General features: G+C 69.4%; 15 protein-coding genes. 10 read left to right on the forward strand and 5 right to left on the reverse strand.

All coding sequences use genetic code 11. The features are described from left to right. On the reverse strand, window positions 1-878 hold an 878-nt coding region (locus HMPREF0058_RS10865; RefSeq protein WP_006549847.1), incomplete at its 3' end, for a protein kinase domain-containing protein. A 115-nt stretch (window positions 879-993) separates the two neighbouring features. Between HMPREF0058_RS10865 and lipB the strand changes: the two genes are divergently transcribed. From lipB to HMPREF0058_RS10900, 7 genes are all read left to right on the forward strand, one after another. After that, window positions 994-1,677, forward strand: a complete 684-nt coding sequence (lipB, locus tag HMPREF0058_RS10870) for a lipoyl(octanoyl) transferase LipB (protein ID WP_006549848.1) — start codon at window positions 994-996, stop codon at window positions 1,675-1,677. Window positions 1,678-1,758: 81 nt separating this feature from the next. After that, the gene (gene lipA, locus HMPREF0058_RS10875) at window positions 1,759-2,784 is read left to right on the forward strand and encodes a lipoyl synthase (protein ID WP_006549849.1); all 1,026 of its coding nucleotides are present in this window, start codon (window positions 1,759-1,761) and stop codon (window positions 2,782-2,784) included. A gap of 27 nt (window positions 2,785-2,811) precedes the next feature. Then, on the forward strand, window positions 2,812-3,534 hold the full coding sequence (locus HMPREF0058_RS10880; protein WP_006549850.1) for a DUF4191 domain-containing protein: 723 nt from the start codon (window positions 2,812-2,814) through the stop codon (window positions 3,532-3,534). Between the two features lie 138 nt (window positions 3,535-3,672). Further along, window positions 3,673-5,097, forward strand: coding sequence for a type I glutamate--ammonia ligase (gene glnA, locus HMPREF0058_RS10885; RefSeq protein WP_006549851.1), 1,425 nt, complete (start codon window positions 3,673-3,675; stop codon window positions 5,095-5,097). 240 nt (window positions 5,098-5,337) lie between these two features. Then, window positions 5,338-6,282, forward strand: coding sequence for an ABC transporter substrate-binding protein (locus HMPREF0058_RS10890; RefSeq protein ID WP_006549852.1), 945 nt, complete (start codon window positions 5,338-5,340; stop codon window positions 6,280-6,282). Between the two features lie 73 nt (window positions 6,283-6,355). Beyond that, window positions 6,356-7,339, forward strand: a complete 984-nt coding sequence (locus HMPREF0058_RS10895; RefSeq protein ID WP_034236317.1) for an amino acid ABC transporter permease — start codon at window positions 6,356-6,358, stop codon at window positions 7,337-7,339. Continuing rightward, on the forward strand, window positions 7,336-8,139 hold the full coding sequence (locus tag HMPREF0058_RS10900) for an amino acid ABC transporter ATP-binding protein (protein WP_006549854.1): 804 nt from the start codon (window positions 7,336-7,338) through the stop codon (window positions 8,137-8,139). Before HMPREF0058_RS10895 ends, HMPREF0058_RS10900 begins: the two co-directional genes overlap by 4 nt. Before the next feature lie 19 nt (window positions 8,140-8,158). On the opposite strand, the gene HMPREF0058_RS11905 is transcribed toward HMPREF0058_RS10900, so the two are convergent. The 4 genes from HMPREF0058_RS11905 to HMPREF0058_RS10920 form a co-directional block, all read right to left on the reverse strand. Then, complete coding sequence (locus HMPREF0058_RS11905) at window positions 8,159-8,884, reverse strand: class I SAM-dependent methyltransferase (protein ID WP_050765695.1); 726 nt, start codon at window positions 8,882-8,884, stop codon at window positions 8,159-8,161. Between the two features lie 109 nt (window positions 8,885-8,993). Further along, entirely contained in the window at window positions 8,994-9,656 is a 663-nt protein-coding gene (locus tag HMPREF0058_RS10910; protein WP_024035472.1) for a histidine phosphatase family protein, read from the reverse strand. 114 nt (window positions 9,657-9,770) lie between these two features. Beyond that, a complete protein-coding gene (locus HMPREF0058_RS10915; protein WP_006549857.1) occupies window positions 9,771-13,283 on the reverse strand; it encodes a bifunctional [glutamine synthetase] adenylyltransferase/[glutamine synthetase]-adenylyl-L-tyrosine phosphorylase in 3,513 nt (1,170 codons plus the stop codon). A 2-nt stretch (window positions 13,284-13,285) separates the two neighbouring features. Beyond that, window positions 13,286-14,617 (reverse strand): glutamine synthetase family protein, encoded by a 1,332-nt coding sequence (locus HMPREF0058_RS10920; RefSeq protein ID WP_006549858.1) that lies wholly within the window; start codon window positions 14,615-14,617, stop codon window positions 13,286-13,288. 135 nt (window positions 14,618-14,752) lie between these two features. On the opposite strand from HMPREF0058_RS10920, the gene panB reads away from it, so the two are divergent. The 3 genes from panB (at window position 14,753) to HMPREF0058_RS10935 (ending at window position 17,877) form a co-directional block, all read left to right on the forward strand. Beyond that, window positions 14,753-15,670 carry a 3-methyl-2-oxobutanoate hydroxymethyltransferase gene (gene panB, locus HMPREF0058_RS10925; RefSeq protein ID WP_081449234.1) on the forward strand — a complete coding sequence of 306 codons (918 nt, stop codon included), beginning with the start codon at window positions 14,753-14,755 and terminating at the stop codon, window positions 15,668-15,670. An 11-nt stretch (window positions 15,671-15,681) separates the two neighbouring features. Next, a complete protein-coding gene (gene map, locus HMPREF0058_RS10930; protein ID WP_006549860.1) occupies window positions 15,682-16,599 on the forward strand; it encodes a type I methionyl aminopeptidase in 918 nt (305 codons plus the stop codon). 129 nt (window positions 16,600-16,728) lie between these two features. After that, a complete protein-coding gene (locus tag HMPREF0058_RS10935; protein ID WP_034236323.1) occupies window positions 16,729-17,877 on the forward strand; it encodes a hypothetical protein in 1,149 nt (382 codons plus the stop codon). Window positions 17,878-17,913 lie beyond the last annotated feature (36 nt).

Here is a 17,913-nt window from a genome sequence, read left to right on the forward strand (position 1 = left end):
GGACGACGTCGTGCAGGCTTCGTCCGCGTGGGTACCGCCAGCTGCCCGCGCAGCGCCGTGGCCTGAAGGAGCGCTTCCTGCGGCAGCTCAAGGGGCCGAGGACGTCCCAGCTCCTCGGCTCGCGAGGCAAGCTCCGCCGCGCTCGGGCGGCGAGCCGGATCGGCGCTCAGGGCATCATCGACCACCGCGTGCAGACGTGCCTGAAGGGCCAGGGTACCCTGGGCGCACGAACGCAGCACCGCTGCCAGGGAGTAGACGTCGGTGGCCAGCGTGGCGTTACCCCCACGATCCTGCTCAGGAGCCGCCCATCCAGGCGTACCGGTCTGCGTGGGCGCGCCCATGAGGTCCACCAGGACGCCGTGGCCGCCCGTCGTGACCATGATGTTGGCCGGGCAGACGTCCCCGTGAACGATGCCAGCCTCGTGCAGGCGCGCCAGGCCCGCGGCCACCTCCTGCAGCAGCGTCGCCGCCTCGCCGCGAGTCAGGCTGCCCCTGGCGGCTAGCAGGACACCAAGATCGACCCCCTCCACCAGATCCATCACCACCGCCAGGTACTCACCCGCCAGATCCAGCACCGCACGGACCGCCACCACGCCAGCCGTCTCCAGCTCTCGCAGTACCTGAGCGCGCTGACGCAGCTCGCGGCCACGCCGCCCAGGTGGGAGCCGGAGCACACGCACCACCAGGTCGTGGCCCTGCTCATCGACCCCACGCAGCACGGCGCTGGACGCGGTTCGGCCGGCAGGAACCAAAGGCTCAGTGGCCAGGCCATGAAGCTCCAGCTCCTGGGCCACCAGGACCTGCTCACTCGTCTCGGGCCGGCTGGTCCCCTGCACCCTGGCCACCTGGGTGCGCCGTGCCCGCGTAGTCCGTCTCATGGCCTCATGCTCACCATGCTCGCCCCACCGTGCCAGCCGGCCCGGTACGGCTGTGGACACAGCCGAGCGATCCGCCGTCGTCCACAACCGTGCGCCGCGGCCTAGGCTGGCCCGCGTGCAGCGACTTGACCTCGACCTCGCCTCCCGGCTCGTGCCCTACCCCGAGGCCCGCGCCCTCCAGCAGCAGGTGCATGATGAGGTCGTCGCCGGTACCCGGCCCGGCACGCTCATCCTCGTCGAGCACGAGAGCGTCTACACCGTCGGCCGGCGCGCGCACTCCTGGGAGCGTCCTGCCGGCGACGTCGTCGAGCCTGGGCACGTGCCCGTCATCGAGGTCGACCGCGGGGGCAAGACCACCTGGCACGGGCCCGGCCAGCTGACCGTCTACCCGATCGTGCGCCTGGCCAGCCCCATCGACGTCATCAAGTACGTGCGCGCCCTGGAGGCAGCCGTCATGGAGGTCTGTTCGGCCTATGGCGTCAGGACCATGCGGGTCGAGGGCCGCTCGGGCGTGTGGGTGCCCCCGGCGCCCGGCAGCCCGCCGGCCGCGCGTGAGCGCAAGATCTGCGCCCTGGGGGTGCGGGTGGCGCGAGGAGTGACGCTGCACGGCATCGGTCTCAACGTCGACCCGGACCTGGCGGCCTTCGGGCTGGACCGGATCATCCCGTGCGGGATCGACGACGCCGGAGTCACCTCCCTGGCTGTCCAGACCGGACGCCACCTGGCCACCAGCGAGCCGGCCGACGCCGTGGTCGCCAGCCTCCAGGAGCATCTGGCACCGTTGACGGCCGAGGGATGAATCTGGGCCGTCGGTCCCACACGGCGGCAGTACGGGCATAGGATCGGCTCGCACCTGCCACTGGCCAAGGAGGAAGAGCACGTGACGGACACGATCGCCCCGCAGGGTCGCAAGCTGCTGCGTGTCGAGGCGCGTAACGCCGAGACCCCCATCGAGCACAAGCCCAGGTGGCTGCGGACCAAGGCCGTCATCTCCCCCACCTACCAAGAAGTGCGTGGGATGGTGCGGGACAAGCAGCTGCACACCGTGTGCGCGGAGGCGAACTGCCCCAATATCTACGAGTGCTGGAACGACCGTGAGGCCTCCTTCCTCGTCGGCGGCGAGCTGTGCACCCGCCGCTGCGACTTCTGCGACATCGCCACCGGCCGCCCCACGGCCTACGACGAGGACGAGCCGCGGCGCGTGGCCGCCTCCGTGGCGGAGATGAACCTGCGTTACGCCACCGTCACAGGTGTGGCCCGCGATGACCTGCCCGACGGCGGCGCCTGGCTCTACGCCGAGGTCGCCCGCCAGATCCACCAGGTGCTGCCTGGCTGCGGCGTCGAGCTACTCGTGCCGGACTTCCGTGGCAACCCCGATGCCCTGGCTGAGGTCTTCTCCTGCGCCCCTGAGGTCTTCGCCCACAACCTGGAGACCGTCCCGCGGATCTTCAAGCGGATCCGTCCCGCCTTCTCCTACGAGCGCTCACTGTCCGTCCTCCAGCAGGCCTCCGCCGCGGGGCTGCTGACCAAGTCCAACCTCATCCTGGGCATGGGCGAGACCCGCGCCGAGGTCGAGGAGGCCGTCGACGACCTCGTGGCCAACGGCGTCGACATCCTCACCATCACCCAGTACCTGCGCCCGTCCAAGCTCCACCACCCCATCGACCGGTGGGTCAAGCCCCAGGAGTTCGTCGAGCTGGCCCAGATGGCACAGGACAAGGGAATTCCGGCCGTCATGAGCGGGCCGATGGTGCGTTCCTCCTACCGCTCGGGACTGCTGTGGTCGCGCGCGATGAAGGCCAAGGGCCGCCCGATCCCCGCCGAGATGGCCGAGCTCGCTGTCGCCGGAACAGCCCGGCAGGAGGCCTCCTCTCTCGTGGCTGCAGGCCTGGGCGCACAGGAGTAGCGCTGACTTCGGCTAAGGTGGGCAACCGTGAGCACATCCGCCAGCCCCGCCCCGAAGAAGAAGCGTCGCTTCGGGCAGTACATCCAGAACATCAAGGACTCCTACACCGTCTCCCGGCGTACCTACCCCTGGGTGGGGTGGGCGCTGCTCGCCATCACGGCGGTCATCCTGGCCGCGGCGGTGGTCCTGTCCCTGGTGACCAGCCAGGCTCTGTGGTACTGGCTCATCATGGCCGTGCTCCTGGCCCTCATGGCGGACATGGTCCTGCTGTCGTGGACCGTGCGACGCGCCTCCTACACCCAGATCGAGGGGATGCCCGGGGCGGCTAAGGCCGTGCTGGACCAGATCGGCCGTGGCTGGTTCGTTGAGCCCGACCCGGCCGGGATCAACCCCAAGACCCAGGACGTCGTGTGGCGCCTGGTGGGACGCCCCGGCGTCGTCCTCATCGTCGAGGGCCCGGTGGGACGCACCCACAAGCTCGTGGCTGACGAGTCCAAGAAGGTCACCCGGATCCTGCCCACCGTCCCGCTGCACGTCATCCATGTAGGCACGGGCAAGGGCCAGACACGCCTGATCGACCTGTCCAGGACCCTGCGCCGGCTTCCCACCAAGCCCACCAAGCTCACCAACACCGAGATCACCCAGGTCTCCAAGCGCCTGTCCTCGCTGTCCTCCAAGGGCCTGCCGATCCCCAAGGGCATCGACCCCAACAACGTGCGCCCCGACCGCCGCGCAATGCGAGGACGCTGATCGGCCTGGTCCTGCCGCCCGAAACACCAAGGACACACTCACGGTACGCCAGCGTCACTCCTGGACCCTAACGTTGCCGTGTCAGCGCCGGGCGCACGCGCCTGGGACGCAGTGAACCGACCCTCGCAAGGAGCAAGCATGTTCAAGGACGCCGCCGAGGCACTGGCTTATATCGACAAGGAAGAGGTCGTCCTCATCGACGTCCGCTTCTGTGACCTGCCCGGCGTCATGCAGCACTTCACCATCCCGGCCAAGGAGTTCAAGGCCGAGGCCCTGGTGAGCGGTCTCATGTTCGACGGCTCCTCGATCCGCGGGTTCACCGCGATCCACGAGTCGGATATGAAGCTGGTTCCGGATGTGACCACGGCCTTCCTCGACCCCTTCCGTGAGCAGAAGACGCTGGTGATCAACTTCTCCATCGTCGACCCCTTCACCGACGAGGTCTTCTCCCGCGACCCGCGCTCGGTGGCCGCCAAGGCGGAGAACTACCTGCGCTCAACCGGTATCGCTGACACCTGCTACATCGGGGCCGAGGCCGAGTTCTACCTCTTTGACTCCATCGAGTACGAGACCACTCCGGCCTCCACCCGCTACGCCATCGACTCCGCCGAGGCCGCCTGGAACTCCGGGCGCAGCGAGGAAGGCGGGAACAAGGGGTACAAGACCCCCTTCAAGGGTGGTTACTTCCCCGTCTCCCCCAACGACCAGATGGCTGATATCCGAGACGCTATGGTCCGCACCTGCCAGGAGGTGGGCCTGGACATCGAGCGTGCCCACCACGAGGTCGGCACGGCGGGCCAGCAGGAGATCAACTACCGCTTCGCCTCGCTGCTGGCCGCCGGTGACGACATGATGAAGTTCAAGTACGTCATCAAGAACGAGGCCTGGCGCCAGGGCAAGACAGCCACTTTCATGCCCAAGCCCGTCTTCGGGGACAACGGCTCAGGTATGCACTGCCACCACTCGCTGTGGAAGGACGGCGAGCCGCTGTTCTTCGATGAGCGCGGCTACGGCCAGCTCTCAGACCTCGCCCGCTGGTACATCGGCGGCATCCTCAAGCACGCCCCGAGCCTCCTGGCCTTCACCAACCCTTCCGTCAACTCCTTCCGCCGTCTGGTCCCCGGCTTTGAGGCCCCGGTCAACCTGGTCTACTCCGCACGCAACCGCTCGGCGTGTATCCGGATCCCGGTCACCGGCTCCTCCCCCAAGGCCAAGCGCGTGGAGTACCGGGTGCCGGACCCCTCGGCCAACCCCTACCTCGCCTTTGCCGCCGTGCTCATGGCCGGGATCGACGGCATCCGGGGTCGGATCGAGCCCCGTGAGCCCATCGACAAGGACCTCTACGATCTCGCTCCCGAGGAGTACTTCGACATCGACAAGCTGCCCTACTCCCTGGACCAGGCTCTGGACGCCCTGGAGGCTGACCACGACTACCTCACTGAGGGAGACGTCTTCACCCCTGACCTCATCCAGACCTGGATCGACTACAAGCGCGAGCACGAGATCGCTCCGCTGCGCCAGCGTCCGCACCCCTACGAGTTCGAGCTCTACTACAACCTCTGAGCGAGAACCTCTGAGCAGGCCTTGTAGACAGGGTCCCGATCCGCTGCGGATCGGGACCCTGTCCGTATGCACCCCTTCTGGAGCCTTCCATGTGGCCAGAACGACACCGTTCTATGCGATTTTGACTGCATACTTATACGCCGAACCGGCTATTGTTGCTTCTGGACCTACTCGCAGCGGTCGGGTCCACGCTCTGTCCAGCGCGCCACCCCGACCACGTACCTCCCCAGGAGCCCTCTGATGAAGCGCCTTCCCGCCCTCGCCGCCCTGGCCGCCTCCGCCTGCCTCGCGCTGACGGCCTGCACCTCCGCCTCGGATCTCAAGACCGACGACGCCGCCTCCTCCGGCGCCTCGGCCGGCACCAGCGCCGAGATCCCCAGCTTCGACGTCTCTGGTATCGCCAAGCAGGACGACATCGCCGCGATGCTGCCCGAGTCGATCTCCTCCGACGGCAAGCTCACCATCGGCGTGTCCGCCGACTACCCGCCGGCCGAGTTCCTGGACACCTCCAACCAGCCCGTCGGCTATGACATCGACCTCAGCCGCGCCCTAGCGGCCGTGCTTGGCCTGGAGGCCACGGCTCAGCACGCCGAGTTCGACTCCATCATCCCGTCCATCGGCTCGAAGTACGACCTGGGCATCTCCTCCTTCACCATCACCCCCGAGCGCGAGGCCTCCACCGAGATGGTCTCCTACATCTCCGTCGGCTCCCAGTTCAACGTGGCCAAGGGCAACCCCACCGGGCTGGACCTGTCCGACACCCTGGGCCTGTGCGGCAAGACCGTCGGCGTCCAGACCGGCACCGCCCAGGAGGAGGACATCCAGGGCTTCAACGAGGACTGCCAGGCTGCTGGCAAGGACGCGATCGACATCAAGTCCTACGCCCTGAACTCCGACGCCACCACCGCTCTGGCCGGCGGCACCCTGGACGCCGTCTTCTCTGACTCCACCGTGGCCGGCTACGCCCAGATCCAGACCGGTGGCGCCGTGGAGACCGCTGGCAAGGTCTTCGACGCCGCCCCGCAGGGCATCGTCATTGCCAAGGGCGACGAAGCCACGGCCAAGGCCATTCAGGCAGCCGTGCAGTACCTCATGGACGAGGGCATCTGGAACGACATCCTCACCTCCTGGGGTGTGGACACCTCCCAGGCCCTGACCACCGCGGAGATCAACCCGGCCGTCTGACCCGGCGACACCTGACCATCGTGCCTCAGGGGCTCGCGTCCCGAGGCAGGACCCCGTGCGAGGACCACTACTGATGACTACCTCTTCTGCTCCCTCGCGGAGCACCGCCCCGGCCTCCGGGGTCGTCCTCAACAGGCTCAAGCCTGTTCCCCACCCCGGTCGCTGGATCTCAGCAGCCGTCGTCGCCCTGCTTGTGGCGATGCTGGTCCACGGCCTGGTCACCAACGAGAAGTTCCGTTGGGACCTGGTGTGGTTCTACTTCCGCTATGACGACGTCGTACGGGCCGTCGGCTGGACGCTAGCACTGACGGTGGCCGCTATGCTCATCGGTATCGTGCTGGCAGCGGCCACGGCCGTGGCTCGTCAGAGTGAGAACCCGGTGCTGCGCTACGTGGCCTACGCCTACGTCTTCTTCTTCCGTGGTACCCCGATCTACACCCAGCTGGTCTTCTGGGGCCTGCTGCCGGCGCTGTACAACAAGCTGAGCCTGGGTGTGCCCTTCGGGCCAGAGTTCTTCGTCTTCTCCACCAAGGAGGTCTTCTCCGGTGCGGTCGCAGCCATCCTGGGCCTGGGACTGAACGAGGGCGCCTACCTGTCTGAGATCATGCGCTCGGGCCTGAACTCGGTGGACGCCGGTCAGCGCGAGGCCGCCTCGGCCTTGGGGATGTCGAACGGCACGATCCTGCGCCGGATCATCCTGCCCCAGGCGATGCGCGTCATCGTGCCGCCCACGGGCAACGAGACCATCTCCATGCTCAAGACCACCTCCCTGGTGCTGGCTGTCCCCTTCACCAAGGAGCTGACCTTCGTCGCCAACAACGTGGGCAACCGGCTCTTCCAGCCCATCCCCCTGCTCATCGTGGCGGCGTTGTGGTACCTCATCATCACCTCCATCCTCATGGTGGGCCAGCACTACATCGAGAGGTACTTCGGTCGCGGCTTCGACACCGTCGGCACGCCCTCCCCGCGTGCCCACCGCGGCATGTCCAAGCGCCAGCAGGCCATCCTGGACGCCGGCACCACCACCTCCGACCCGATGATCGAGTACACGCCATGACCACGACGACCACTGACCACGCCCCGACCGACAAGGTCCGCATCCGTGGGCTGCACAAGCTCTTTGGGGAGCTGCACGTCCTCAAGGGCATCGACCTGACCGTCGCCCCCGGATCCGTCACCGTGCTCATCGGTCCCTCCGGCTCCGGCAAGTCCACGCTGCTGCGTTGCATCAACGAGCTGGAGTCGATCGACGCCGGTCGGGTGTGGGTCGACGGCGAGCTCATCGGGATGCGTGAGGAGCAGCGTGCCGACGGCAGCGTGCGCCTGCACGCGCTGAGCAACAAGGCCCGTGCTGCCCAGCGCGCCAAGATCGGCATGGTCTTCCAGCGCTTCAACCTCTTCCCGCACATGACGGCCCTGGCCAACGTCATGGAGGCCCCCGTCCAGGTCAAGGGCATGGCCCGCGCCCAGGCACGCGAGCTGGCAGCGAGCCTGCTGGAGCGCGTCGGTCTCGGTGACCGGCTCGGCCACTACCCCTCCCAGCTCTCGGGAGGCCAGCAGCAGCGCGTGGCGATCGCCCGGGCGCTGGCGATGGACCCCGAGCTCATGCTCTTCGACGAGCCCACCTCAGCCCTTGACCCCGAGCTGGTCGGCGAGGTGCTTCAGGTCATGAAGGACCTGGCCGCGGACGGTATGACGATGGTCGTCGTCACTCACGAGATGGGCTTCGCCCGTGAGGTGGGCGACCAGCTGGTCTTCATGGACGAGGGCGTCATCTGCGAGTCCGGCCGGCCCACCGATCTCCTGGACCACCCGCGTGAGGAGCGCACCCGCGCCTTCCTGTCCTCTGTGCTCTAAGGCCTGTTCTCGACCTGCCTTACCGTCCGGCCATGACCTCGACCAGCAGCGTCTGGCACGCCAGGAACGTGGTCGGTCCCAGGGCCTGCCCCAGGGCCGTCGTGAGATCCTCACGACGGCCCTGCTCCAGCAGCCGGTAGCGCGAGGTCGTCCCTAGGAGCTCCAGGTAGTGGCGCGTCGGCATCTGCCAGTCCCAGGCATAGACGCGGCGGCGCCCTTCCCTGAGCCTGTCGGCCCCAGGGCCCTCCAGCACGGGTTCCTGCGTCCAGCCCCCTCCCGTGTCACGGGCCTCGGTGTCCACGGGCACGGCGGTACCCCACCGACGGTTGCGCTCGCTCACCACCGCCTCGACCCGGCCGGTCTCATGGTGGGAGGCCTTCAGGTGCCAGCCGTTCCACGCCAGCGCGGCCATGGCATCGTCGGCCAGCAGACCGGCCAGGCGCACCCAGCGGGTCGCAGGATCGGTCCAGTGCCAGGCCTGGGCGCTGACGAGCAGGTCGATCTTCTCCTCGGTCTGCGGGTCCAGGTCCTCGAAGCTCCCCTGACGCAGCCGCACGCGGGCAGCAAGCCGTTCCTGAGCGGCCCGCTGGCCCAGGACCGCAAGCATCTCAGCACTCGGGTCCAGGGCCGTCACCTGTGCTCCCGCGCGGGCCAGGGTCAGGCTCGCCTTTCCGGTGCCCGCCCCGACGTCGAGCACGCTGCCCTCCAGACGCGCTCCCGCGTCCGCACGCAGGTCAGCCCACATCTGCTCCGGATAGCCCGGACGCAGCCGCTCGTAGTCCTGGGCCCCGAGCTGAAGGAGGCCGCACGGAGGTGACGGTCGGAACGCTGGCTGATCCCGTTCTGCGCGGCGCTCACCGCTGCCGGCCTGCCGGGTCGGCAGCGCGCCACGTCCCTTCCGCCCAGTCCTCCAGGCGCCAGCCATGCTCGTGGTCACCCATGACCACGGAGAAGGCCGTGTTCGTCATGGGATGGTTGGCGATCCAGGCCGGGTCGGCGCCGGCCGCCGTCGCCGCCACCAGGGCGGTCCATACCCGTAGCACCGTGCCGTGAGCCACGAGCAGCGCAGTGGCGTCAGGAGCGGCGACCTGCGAGATCTGCTCGACGACGGCGCTGAAGCGGCCCACCGTGTCCGCGCCGTCCTCGGGCGAGCCGGGCAGCCGGGCGTGCAGACGGCCGATCATCCACGCCCGGGTGGTGTCGGTGTAGCAGGCGATCGAGGCGGCATCGGTATTCATCTCCAGGTCCCCGGCCAGGACCTCCCGCAGACCGGAGCAGATCTGGGCCTGCAGGCCCGTGGCCTGCTCGACGGGGGCGATGGTCTGACGCGCGCGCAGGATGGGCGAGACCCACAGCGAGCTGATGTCCTCCAGGTGCCCGGCCTCACGCAGCCGGCCCGGCAGGCTGGCGGCCTGTGCCAGCCCGACCTCATCAAGGGGGTTGCCTGGGAAGGCGGTGTCCAGGGCGCCCATGACGTTGGCGATCGTGCGGCCGTGGCGAACAAGAATGAGCTTCACGGCCCCATCCTGCCAGCAGCCTGCGGCCTGGTAGCTCACCCTGGGGTGTGAGGAGGCTCCGCCAGGCGCGCGGGGTCCACCGAAAAGCAGGGACCACCGAGAGCCAGGGACCGCCTAGGACCACGGATAGGGACCGGTCCCGGAGCGTGGACGCCCGTGAGCCGGCCTGCGCACGACCTTGCCGTGCTTGTCCCCTGCCTTGGGCGTCTGCCCGGCCTCGGGCCGGTCCCCCACGCTCGCCGTCGTCCCGCCCGCTTGGCCAGGACCCGGCGCCGCGTTGCTGACCGCCGCGCTCCTTTCGTCTGCGGCGGCCCGGCCGCGTGGCTGCCCGTTCGCCAGGCCCCCGGCTGGGTCGTCCGGCTCAGGGGCATGGGAGCCGAAGATGAGCCGCGCCGCCACCGGTCTGGCGTGGCGGGCCATGCGGCGGTAGGTGTCCTCCAGATCGCGCTCATGACCTGGTGCCAGACCGATAAGCCGGCCCACGACCCGGATCTGACGCGGGTCAGAGGGCAGGACGTCCACGCGGGCTCCGCCGTCGCGTCCGGTCCCGATGACGTTGGCCGAGCGCAGACGGGTGGCGGTTTCCCAGGAGGCGACCAGCGCCGTCGTCTCCGCCCCGGTCAGCAGCCCGGCCAGGGCGGCGGCCCGCAGCGCGGTCAGGGTCGAGGTCGTGCGCAGCCCGCCCACGCGCCCGGCGTGCTGGAGCTGAAGGACCTGCACGGCCCACTCCACGTCGCTCAGGCCCCCCGGCCCGAGCTTGAGATGACGGCCGGGATCGGCGCCGCGCGGCAGCCGCTCGGACTCCATACGCGCCTTGAGACGGCGGATCTGGCGCAGCTCATCGGGTGCCAGACCGTGCTCGGACCAGCGCAGCGGCGCCACGAGGTCCTCGAAGGCGCGACCCACCTGCGCGCTGCCTGCGCAGGCGCGCGCACGCAGCAGGGCCTGACGCTCCCAGGCACCCGACCACCGCGCGTAGTAGTCCCGGTAGGAGTCCAGGGACCGGCTCATCGGGCCCTGACGTCCCTCGGGGCGCAGGTCGGCGTCCAGGGCAAGCGGGTGGGGGCCTACCGTAGTCAGCAGACCGAGGGTGCGCCGAGCCACCTCCTCTGCCTGCGCCGCGGCAGCGCGCTCGTCGGCCCCGTGACGTGGCTGGTGGACAAAGAGCACGTCCGCGTCCGAGGCGTAGGTGGTCTCGCAGCCTCCGAGACGGCCCATCGCGATGATGGCGTAGTCCGCCAGGGCCTGTGGCCACCGGCCGTCCTCGCCGGGCAGCTCGACGCCCTCGCCGGGGTCAGCGCTCTCGGCCAGGGTCAGCGCCGTGGCTACCGCGAGCGCTCCGTCCAGCACGGCGTCAGTGGCGTCGGTGAGGATCTGGGCGGTGCGCTCGGGATCCAGACCGTCCAAGGAGTCGGCCAGGGCCGCCCGCAGCAGCTCACGCGAGCGTACCGAGAGCAGGGCGTGTACGGCCTCGACGGCCTGGTCCTGGCGGTGTTCGCCAATCAGGCCTGGCAGACGCCGCCGCACCAGGCGCGTGACCTCCTCGCGCAGCGCTCCACCGGAACGCGGACGCAGCTCAGCGTCATCATCGAGCCACGCGATCGCCTCCGGGCGCTCAGCCAGCCGGTCCGTGGTCCACCTGGCACCGGACAGCACATGGCACAGGCGCCGTGCCGCCACCGGCGAGTCACGCAGCATCGCCAGGTACCAGTGCGAGCCGCCGATCGCCTCGGACAGACGCCGGAAGGACAACAGCCCTGTGTCCGGGTCGGGGCCGTCCCCCAGCCACCCGATCATGACCGGCAGGAGCTGACGCTGAATGGCCGCGCGCCGGCTGACTCCCTCAGTCAGGGCCTGGATGTGGTGCAGCGCCCCGTCCGGGTCGAGGTAGCCGCCGGCGGCCAGACGCTCGTGGGCGGCGCGCGGGGCCATCGCCATCTCATCGCGGCTCAGCGCCGCCGCGGCGCCCAGCAGCGGCCGGTAGTACACCGACTCGTGGACGGAGCGGACCTGGCGGCGCACCGACTGGAAGAGCTCGCGCAGCTCCTCGGGGTCAGCCAGGTGCTCCCGGTCAATGCCCCGCCCGATCCGCCTCAGGTTCTCCTGGCGGCTAGGCAGCTCATGCGTACGTCGCAGGCGCAGCAGCTGGCTACGGTGCTCCAGCAGCCGCAGGGTGCGGTACCCGTGGTCGAGCACGGCTGCGTCCTCACGAGAGACGTAGCCTCCGGCGCTCAGGGCCGCCAGGGCCCGCAGCGTTCCACGCACCCGTAGGGACTCGTCGGCCCGGCCGTGCACGAGCTGGAGGAGCTGCACGGTGAACTCCACGTCCCGCAACCCTCCCGGGCCCAGCTTGATCCGGCGGTCCTGCGTGCCGGGGCGTGCGGAGTCGTGCTCCACGCGCTGTCGCATCGCCCGTGCGTCGTCCACGAAGTTCTCCCGGCGGCTGGCCTCCCACACGAGAGGAGCCACCCCCTCCTCGTAGGCCCGGCCCAGGCCCGGGTTCCCGGCGCAGGCGCGCGCCTTGAGCAGCGCCTGGAACTCCCAGGAGGAGGCCCAGCGCTCGTAGTAGGTCAGGTGCGAGGCGAGCGTGCGCACCAGGGCCCCGTCCTTGCCCTCCGGACGCAAGCCGGTGTCCAGCGGCCACAGGGGCGGCTCCGTGCCGGAGGCAGAAACCACGCGGGCCAGCTCCGTAGCCAGGGCCGTGCCCGTGATCAGCAGCCGCTCCTCTCCGGCTTGCGCGGCCTCGTCAGCCGACCCGGTGGCGCAGGCAGCCGGGGCGACGACGTAGACGACGTCGACGTCGGAGATGTAGTTGAGCTCGCAGGCCCCGGTCTTGCCCATCGCGATGACGGCCAGGGCCACCTCAGCTGCTGCCGGGCCGACGGCGTGACGCGCCACGAGCAGGCCGGTCTCCAGCGCGGCATCCGCCAGCTGAGCCATCCGGGTGCCGACGACCTCGGTGTGCGCCAACGGGTCCGCAGCGCACAGGTCATCAGCCGCGATGGCCAGCAGCCGGTCACGGTAGGCCACGCGCAGCGCCGCGGTGGCGCGGGTGGTCGCCTGGCTTCGTTCCTGGCAGGAGGACAAGGCATCTCGCACTGCTCGACCCAGGACCTGCGCCGCCTCGTGCGGCCCCTCGTCCTGCCACGAGCGCGAGGGGTGGAGGGCCGTCAGGCACTGCGGGTGGGCCACCAGGAAGTCGCCCAGCGCGCTAGAGGCCCCGAGCACGGCCAGCAGGCGCCTGAGGTGGTGGTGCGCGTTGCCGCGAGCGCCGGGCTCCGCCTGCGGATCCTGTGCCGCGGTCAGCGTGCCCAGGAGCGAGGCGAGCAGCCGGGCCTGGCTGCTGCGTGAGGGACCACGCACCTCGTGCGCCAGGCGGACCAGGGTCAGCAGAGCCAGGTCCGGGTCAGCCGTACGCCCCAGGGCCTGGACCAGGCCCACTGCCGCCGGGCCCAGGCTCGCCTGCGCCGTCGGACCGTGGGAGGCAGGCGGGTCCGCGAGCAGCTCACGCAGCGCCGCGTCCTCCAGGCAGGCGCGTGCGCGCTCGGAGTCCTGGAAGCCGGCCGCCAGGAGCCGTGAGCGCACCGAGCGCTGACGGGCCCCGGTGGGCGGCAGCTCGCCGCCCACGCTCAGGCCTTGGGGAAGAACTGGGAGAGCTCGAAGTCCGTCACCTGGGCGTCGTAGGCACGGTACTCGTGACGCTTGTTGCGCATGAAGAACTCAAACGCGTCCTCGCCCAGGGTGTCAGCCACGAGATCGGACTTGGCCATCGCCCCGACCGCACGCTTGAGCGAGGTCGGCAGGGCCGCGATGCCCAGGGCCTCGCGCTCGCGGTCGGACAGCGCCCACACGTCGTCCTCGGCCTCAGCAGGCAGATCGTAGCCCTCCTCGATCCCCTTCAGGCCTGCTGCCAGGATGACGGCGAAGGCCAGGTAGGGGTTGGCCGAGGAGTCGATGCCGCGGAACTCGATGCGCGTGGACTGGGCCTTGCCGGGCTTGTGCATGGGCACGCGGACCAGGGCCGAGCGGTTGGAGCGGCCCCAGCAGATGTAGCTGGGGGCCTCGTCCCCGCCCCACAGCCGCTTGTAGGAGTTGACGTGCTGGTTGGTCACCGCGGAGATCTCGCTGGCGTGGTGCAGCAGACCAGCGACGAAGGCCCGGCCCGTGGCCGAGAGCTGGTACTGACCGGCCGGATCGTGGAAGGCGTTGCGGTCACCCTCGAACAGCGAGAAGTGGGTGTGCATCCCGGAACCGGGCTGACCGACGAAGGGCTTGGGCATGAAGGTCGCGGTGCACCCCTCCTGAAGGGCTACCTCCTCGACCACGGCCCGGAAGGTCATGATGTTGTCCGCCATCGACAGGGCGTCAGCGAAACGCAGGTCGATCTCGTTCTGGCCAGGGCCTCCCTCGTGATGGGAGAACTCCACCGAGATCCCCATCTGCTCCAGCATGAGGATGGCGCGGCGGCGGAACTCGTGGGCCGTGCCCCCGGCGACGTGGTCAAAGTATCCGGCGTGATCAGTCGGGCTGATGGAGCCGTCCTCGTGGCGATTGACCAGGTAGAACTCGATCTCGGGATGGATGTAGCAGGTGAAGCCCGCCTCAGCCACGCGCGCGATCTGGCGCTCCAGGACAGCACGCGGGTCCGTGCGCACCGCCTCGCCCGCCGGGGTCAGCACGTCGCAGAACATCCGCGCCACGGAGTTAGCACCAGTACGCCAGGGCAGCATCTGGAAGGTCGAGGGATCGGGAGCCAGGAGCATGTCGGACTCGAAGACGCGGGTGAGTCCCTCGATGGCTGAGCCATCAAAGCCGATGCCCTCCTCGAAGGCGCTCTCGACCTCGGCCGGGGCGATCGCCACGGACTTGAGCTGGCCCAGGACATCGGTAAACCACAGGCGGATGAAGCGAATGTCACGCTCCTCGATCGCCCGGAGGACGTACTCCTGCTGCTTGTCCATGCTCGGAACCTCTCTGTGGCAAGGGCCGGTGGCGGGTGAGCCGTCGGTGCGGTAGGTGGCACCATCATGCCGTGCGCGCGTGTCCGGCGCGTTGCACGCGCTCAGGTGTCTCGGGATGCGCCTAGGCTGGAGCCCATGACTGAGACACCCTCGTCCTCCTCGTCCCTGGGCCACAGCCAGCCGCAGGCAGGCGAGACCTCGGCTCCCTACGGGTCTGCCGTACCTGCTTCCTCACCTGCCTCCAGCGCGCCCCGGCCACGCAAGGTCCGCGTCCAGCACCTGGCACAGATGCGCGAGCGCGGGGAGAAGATCGTCATGCTCACGGCCTACGACGCCGTCACAGCACGGATTCTCGACGTCGCAGGAACGGACGTGCTCTTAGTGGGTGACTCCATCGGCAACGTGAGCCTCGGCTACGACTCCACCTTGCCGGTAACCCTGGACGAGATGGTCGTGGCCACCCGCTCGGTGGCACGCGCCACCGAGCGCGCCCTGGTGGTGGCCGACCTGCCGTTCGGCACCTACGAGGCAGGCCCTGAGCAGGCCCTGGCCAGCGCCGTGCGCCTGGTCAAGGTGGGGGCCAACGCCGTCAAGCTGGAGGGGGGTCGCACCCGGGCCCAGACCGTGCAGGCCCTGACCGACGCCGGGATCCCGGTCATGGCCCACGTCGGCTTCACCCCGCAGTCGGTCAACGCCCTAGGAGGATTCCGCGTCCAGGGACGAGGTGAGAAGGCCGCCGACCGGATGGTGGCCGACGTCCAGGCCCTGGGCGAGGCAGGCGCCTTCGCCGTCGTGCTGGAGATGGTGCCCGAACCCGTTGCCGCGCGCGTGACAGAGCTCTCCCCCATGCCCACCATCGGAATCGGCGCGGGCGGCAGGTGCGACGGCCAGGTGCTCGTGTGGTCGGACATGGCGGGGATGACGCAGTGGACCCCGCGTTTCGCAGCGCAGTTCGGGCAGGTCGGCACGGCGCTGAGCCAGGCTGCCGGAGCCTTCGCCCAAGCGGTTCGCTCCGGCAGCTTCCCCGCGCCCGAGCACTGGTTTGACGCCTGAGCCAGACTCCTATGCTTAGGACCATGACTGAGCACGACGCTGCCTCTTCCACGATCTCGCTGGCTGACCGGGCTCCCCGCGGCACCTTGACCAAGGGCGTCGTCGGCCCCGAGCGCCACGTCCCGGGCTCCATCGCCCGCCCGGAGTACATGTTCCACGACGGTCCCGAGCGCGTGACCGCCTCTGACGTCAAGGACGCCGAGACCGTCGAGCGGATCCGCCAGGCCGGTCGCCTAGCCGCCCGTGCCATGGCCGAGGCCGCCAAGGCGATCGCCCCGGGCGTGACCACCGACGAGCTGGACCGGATCGCCCACGAGTACCTGTGCGACCACGGCGCCTACCCCTCGTGCCTGGGCTACATGGGCTTCCCCAAGTCGATCTGCACCTCGGTCAACGAGGTCATCTGCCACGGCATCCCCGACTCCACCGTGCTCAAGGACGGCGACCTCATCAACCTTGACATCACCGCCTACATCCACGGCGTGCACGGGGACACCAACGCCACCTATGCCGTGGGTGAGGTCGATCCCGAGACGGCCCTGCTCATCGAGCGCACCCGCACCGCCATGGAGCGGGGCATCAAGGCGGTGCGCCCGGGCCGCGAGGTCAACGTCATCGGCCGTGTCATCGAGAAGTACGCCAAGCGCTTCGACTACGGCGTGGTGCGTGACTACACCGGCCACGGAGTCGGCGAGGCCTTCCACTCCGGCCTCATCATCCCCCACTACGACGCTGCCCCCGCCTACGACGACGTCATGGAGGTGGGCATGGTCTTCACGATCGAGCCCATGCTCACGCTCGGCACTGAGGACTGGGAGCAGTGGGACGACGGCTGGACGGTGCTGACCAAGGACCGTTCGCGCACCGCCCAGTTCGAGCACACGCTGGTGGTCACCGAGGACGGGGCAGACATCCTCACCCTCCCCTGAGCCTCAGTGGGGCTGCTCAGTCTGCGTGCCAGGCCTGCGCACATGGCTGGTGAGCGTGTAGCGTCTGTCATGGCGTGACCAGCGTGACGCCGCCCACGTCCCTCTACCACTCCCAGGAGATGTCGCCCTATGGCACCGCGTTTCAACCCTCCGCCCAACTGGCCCGCTCCTCCGGAGGGTTTCATCCCGCCACCCGGGTGGCAGCCTGACCCCTCCTGGGGCCCTGCCCCAGAGGGCTGGCAGCTGTGGGTTGACGACGGAGCTGGTCCTGACCCCACGGCCGTCATCCAGCCGGCTCCCGGCGCTGGTACCCCGGCCACAGCACCCGCCTCCTCGCCGGCGCCGACCGTCCCGGTCCAGCCCTTCGGAGCCTCGGCCGGGTCTGCGCCGTCGGTCTCCTCACCCCCCGCCTACGCCGGAGCCACGGCCGTCTTCCCCGCCGCCGCACCGACGATGCCTGCAGCCCCCGGCGCCCCCGCTTTCGCCTCCCCTGGAGGTCCAACAGGTCCGACGGCGGGTGGCTGGCAGCCCATTGACGTCGGTACTCCCGGCGCAGGCAAGGACCCACTGACCCGCAAGTGGTGGTTCTGGCTCATCGTCGTCGTGGTCGTCCTGGCCGTCGTCGGCGGCGCCGCCGGGGCGATCCTGTTCCTGGTCAAGGGCTCCGAGCCTGGTTCCGGTAGCGAGTCCTCCTCCGAGGTCTCTGTCTCCGCCCCCGCAGATGAGTCGGAGGCCGCAGCCGGCTCCGAGCAGGACTCCGAGGCTGAGGAGTCAGAGGCTCCCGAGGCCACCAAGGGCGCGGGCTCATCCATGGACGACCCCCTCGACCCCAGCCAGCCAGTGACCTTCAAGGCCGGTGAGTTCGACGATGACCCGCAGGCCTCGATCGACGTCACCCTCGGCGCGGTGGAGTGGAACGCCAACGAGTCCATCAAGGCGGCCTATGACGCCCAGGGCTACTCAGAGGGTTACAAGGATCCGGGTGAGGGCAAGGTCTACATGCGGGTCCCGGTGACCATCACCTACCACGGCTCCGGCCAGCTCAGCAGCTTCGAGCTGGAGATGGACTACGTCAAGGACGGCAACACCCACACCACTGAGTCCGTCTTCCTGGATGACGAGTTCGATCTCCAGGACATGCCGCGTGACGGCGGTTCGGCGAGCGGGTACTACACCTACGTCATCAACGCCTCTGACGCCAACAGCGGTGTCTTCGCCGCCTCGGCCTTCTCCTCCAGGTACGACGGCACCGGCGAGGTCTACATCCAGGCCAAGTAAGCAACCCACGTCATGGCACGGGCCGCTGTCCGGGGA

Origin of the sequence: Actinomyces urogenitalis DSM 15434 (genome assembly GCF_000159035.1) — a bacterium.
GTDB classification, from domain to species: domain Bacteria; phylum Actinomycetota; class Actinomycetes; order Actinomycetales; family Actinomycetaceae; genus Actinomyces; species Actinomyces urogenitalis.

What these genes read in the sequence shown, in the direction of transcription:
- glnA (WP_006549851.1), top strand. Translation starts at nt 3,673, where the DNA reads ATGTTCAAGGACGCCGCCGAGGCACTGGCTTATATCGACAAGGAAGAG.
- HMPREF0058_RS10890 (WP_006549852.1), top strand. Translation starts at nt 5,338, where the DNA reads ATGAAGCGCCTTCCCGCCCTCGCCGCCCTGGCCGCCTCCGCCTGCCTC.
- HMPREF0058_RS10895 (WP_034236317.1), top strand. Translation starts at nt 6,356, where the DNA reads ATGACTACCTCTTCTGCTCCCTCGCGGAGCACCGCCCCGGCCTCCGGG.
- HMPREF0058_RS10900 (WP_006549854.1), top strand. Translation starts at nt 7,336, where the DNA reads ATGACCACGACGACCACTGACCACGCCCCGACCGACAAGGTCCGCATC.
- HMPREF0058_RS11905 (WP_050765695.1), bottom strand. Translation starts at nt 8,884, where the DNA reads ATGTGGGCTGACCTGCGTGCGGACGCGGGAGCGCGTCTGGAGGGCAGC.
- HMPREF0058_RS10920 (WP_006549858.1), bottom strand. Translation starts at nt 14,617, where the DNA reads ATGGACAAGCAGCAGGAGTACGTCCTCCGGGCGATCGAGGAGCGTGAC.
- panB (WP_081449234.1), top strand. Translation starts at nt 14,753, where the DNA reads ATGACTGAGACACCCTCGTCCTCCTCGTCCCTGGGCCACAGCCAGCCG.
- map (WP_006549860.1), top strand. Translation starts at nt 15,682, where the DNA reads ATGCTTAGGACCATGACTGAGCACGACGCTGCCTCTTCCACGATCTCG.
- HMPREF0058_RS10935 (WP_034236323.1), top strand. Translation starts at nt 16,729, where the DNA reads ATGGCACCGCGTTTCAACCCTCCGCCCAACTGGCCCGCTCCTCCGGAG.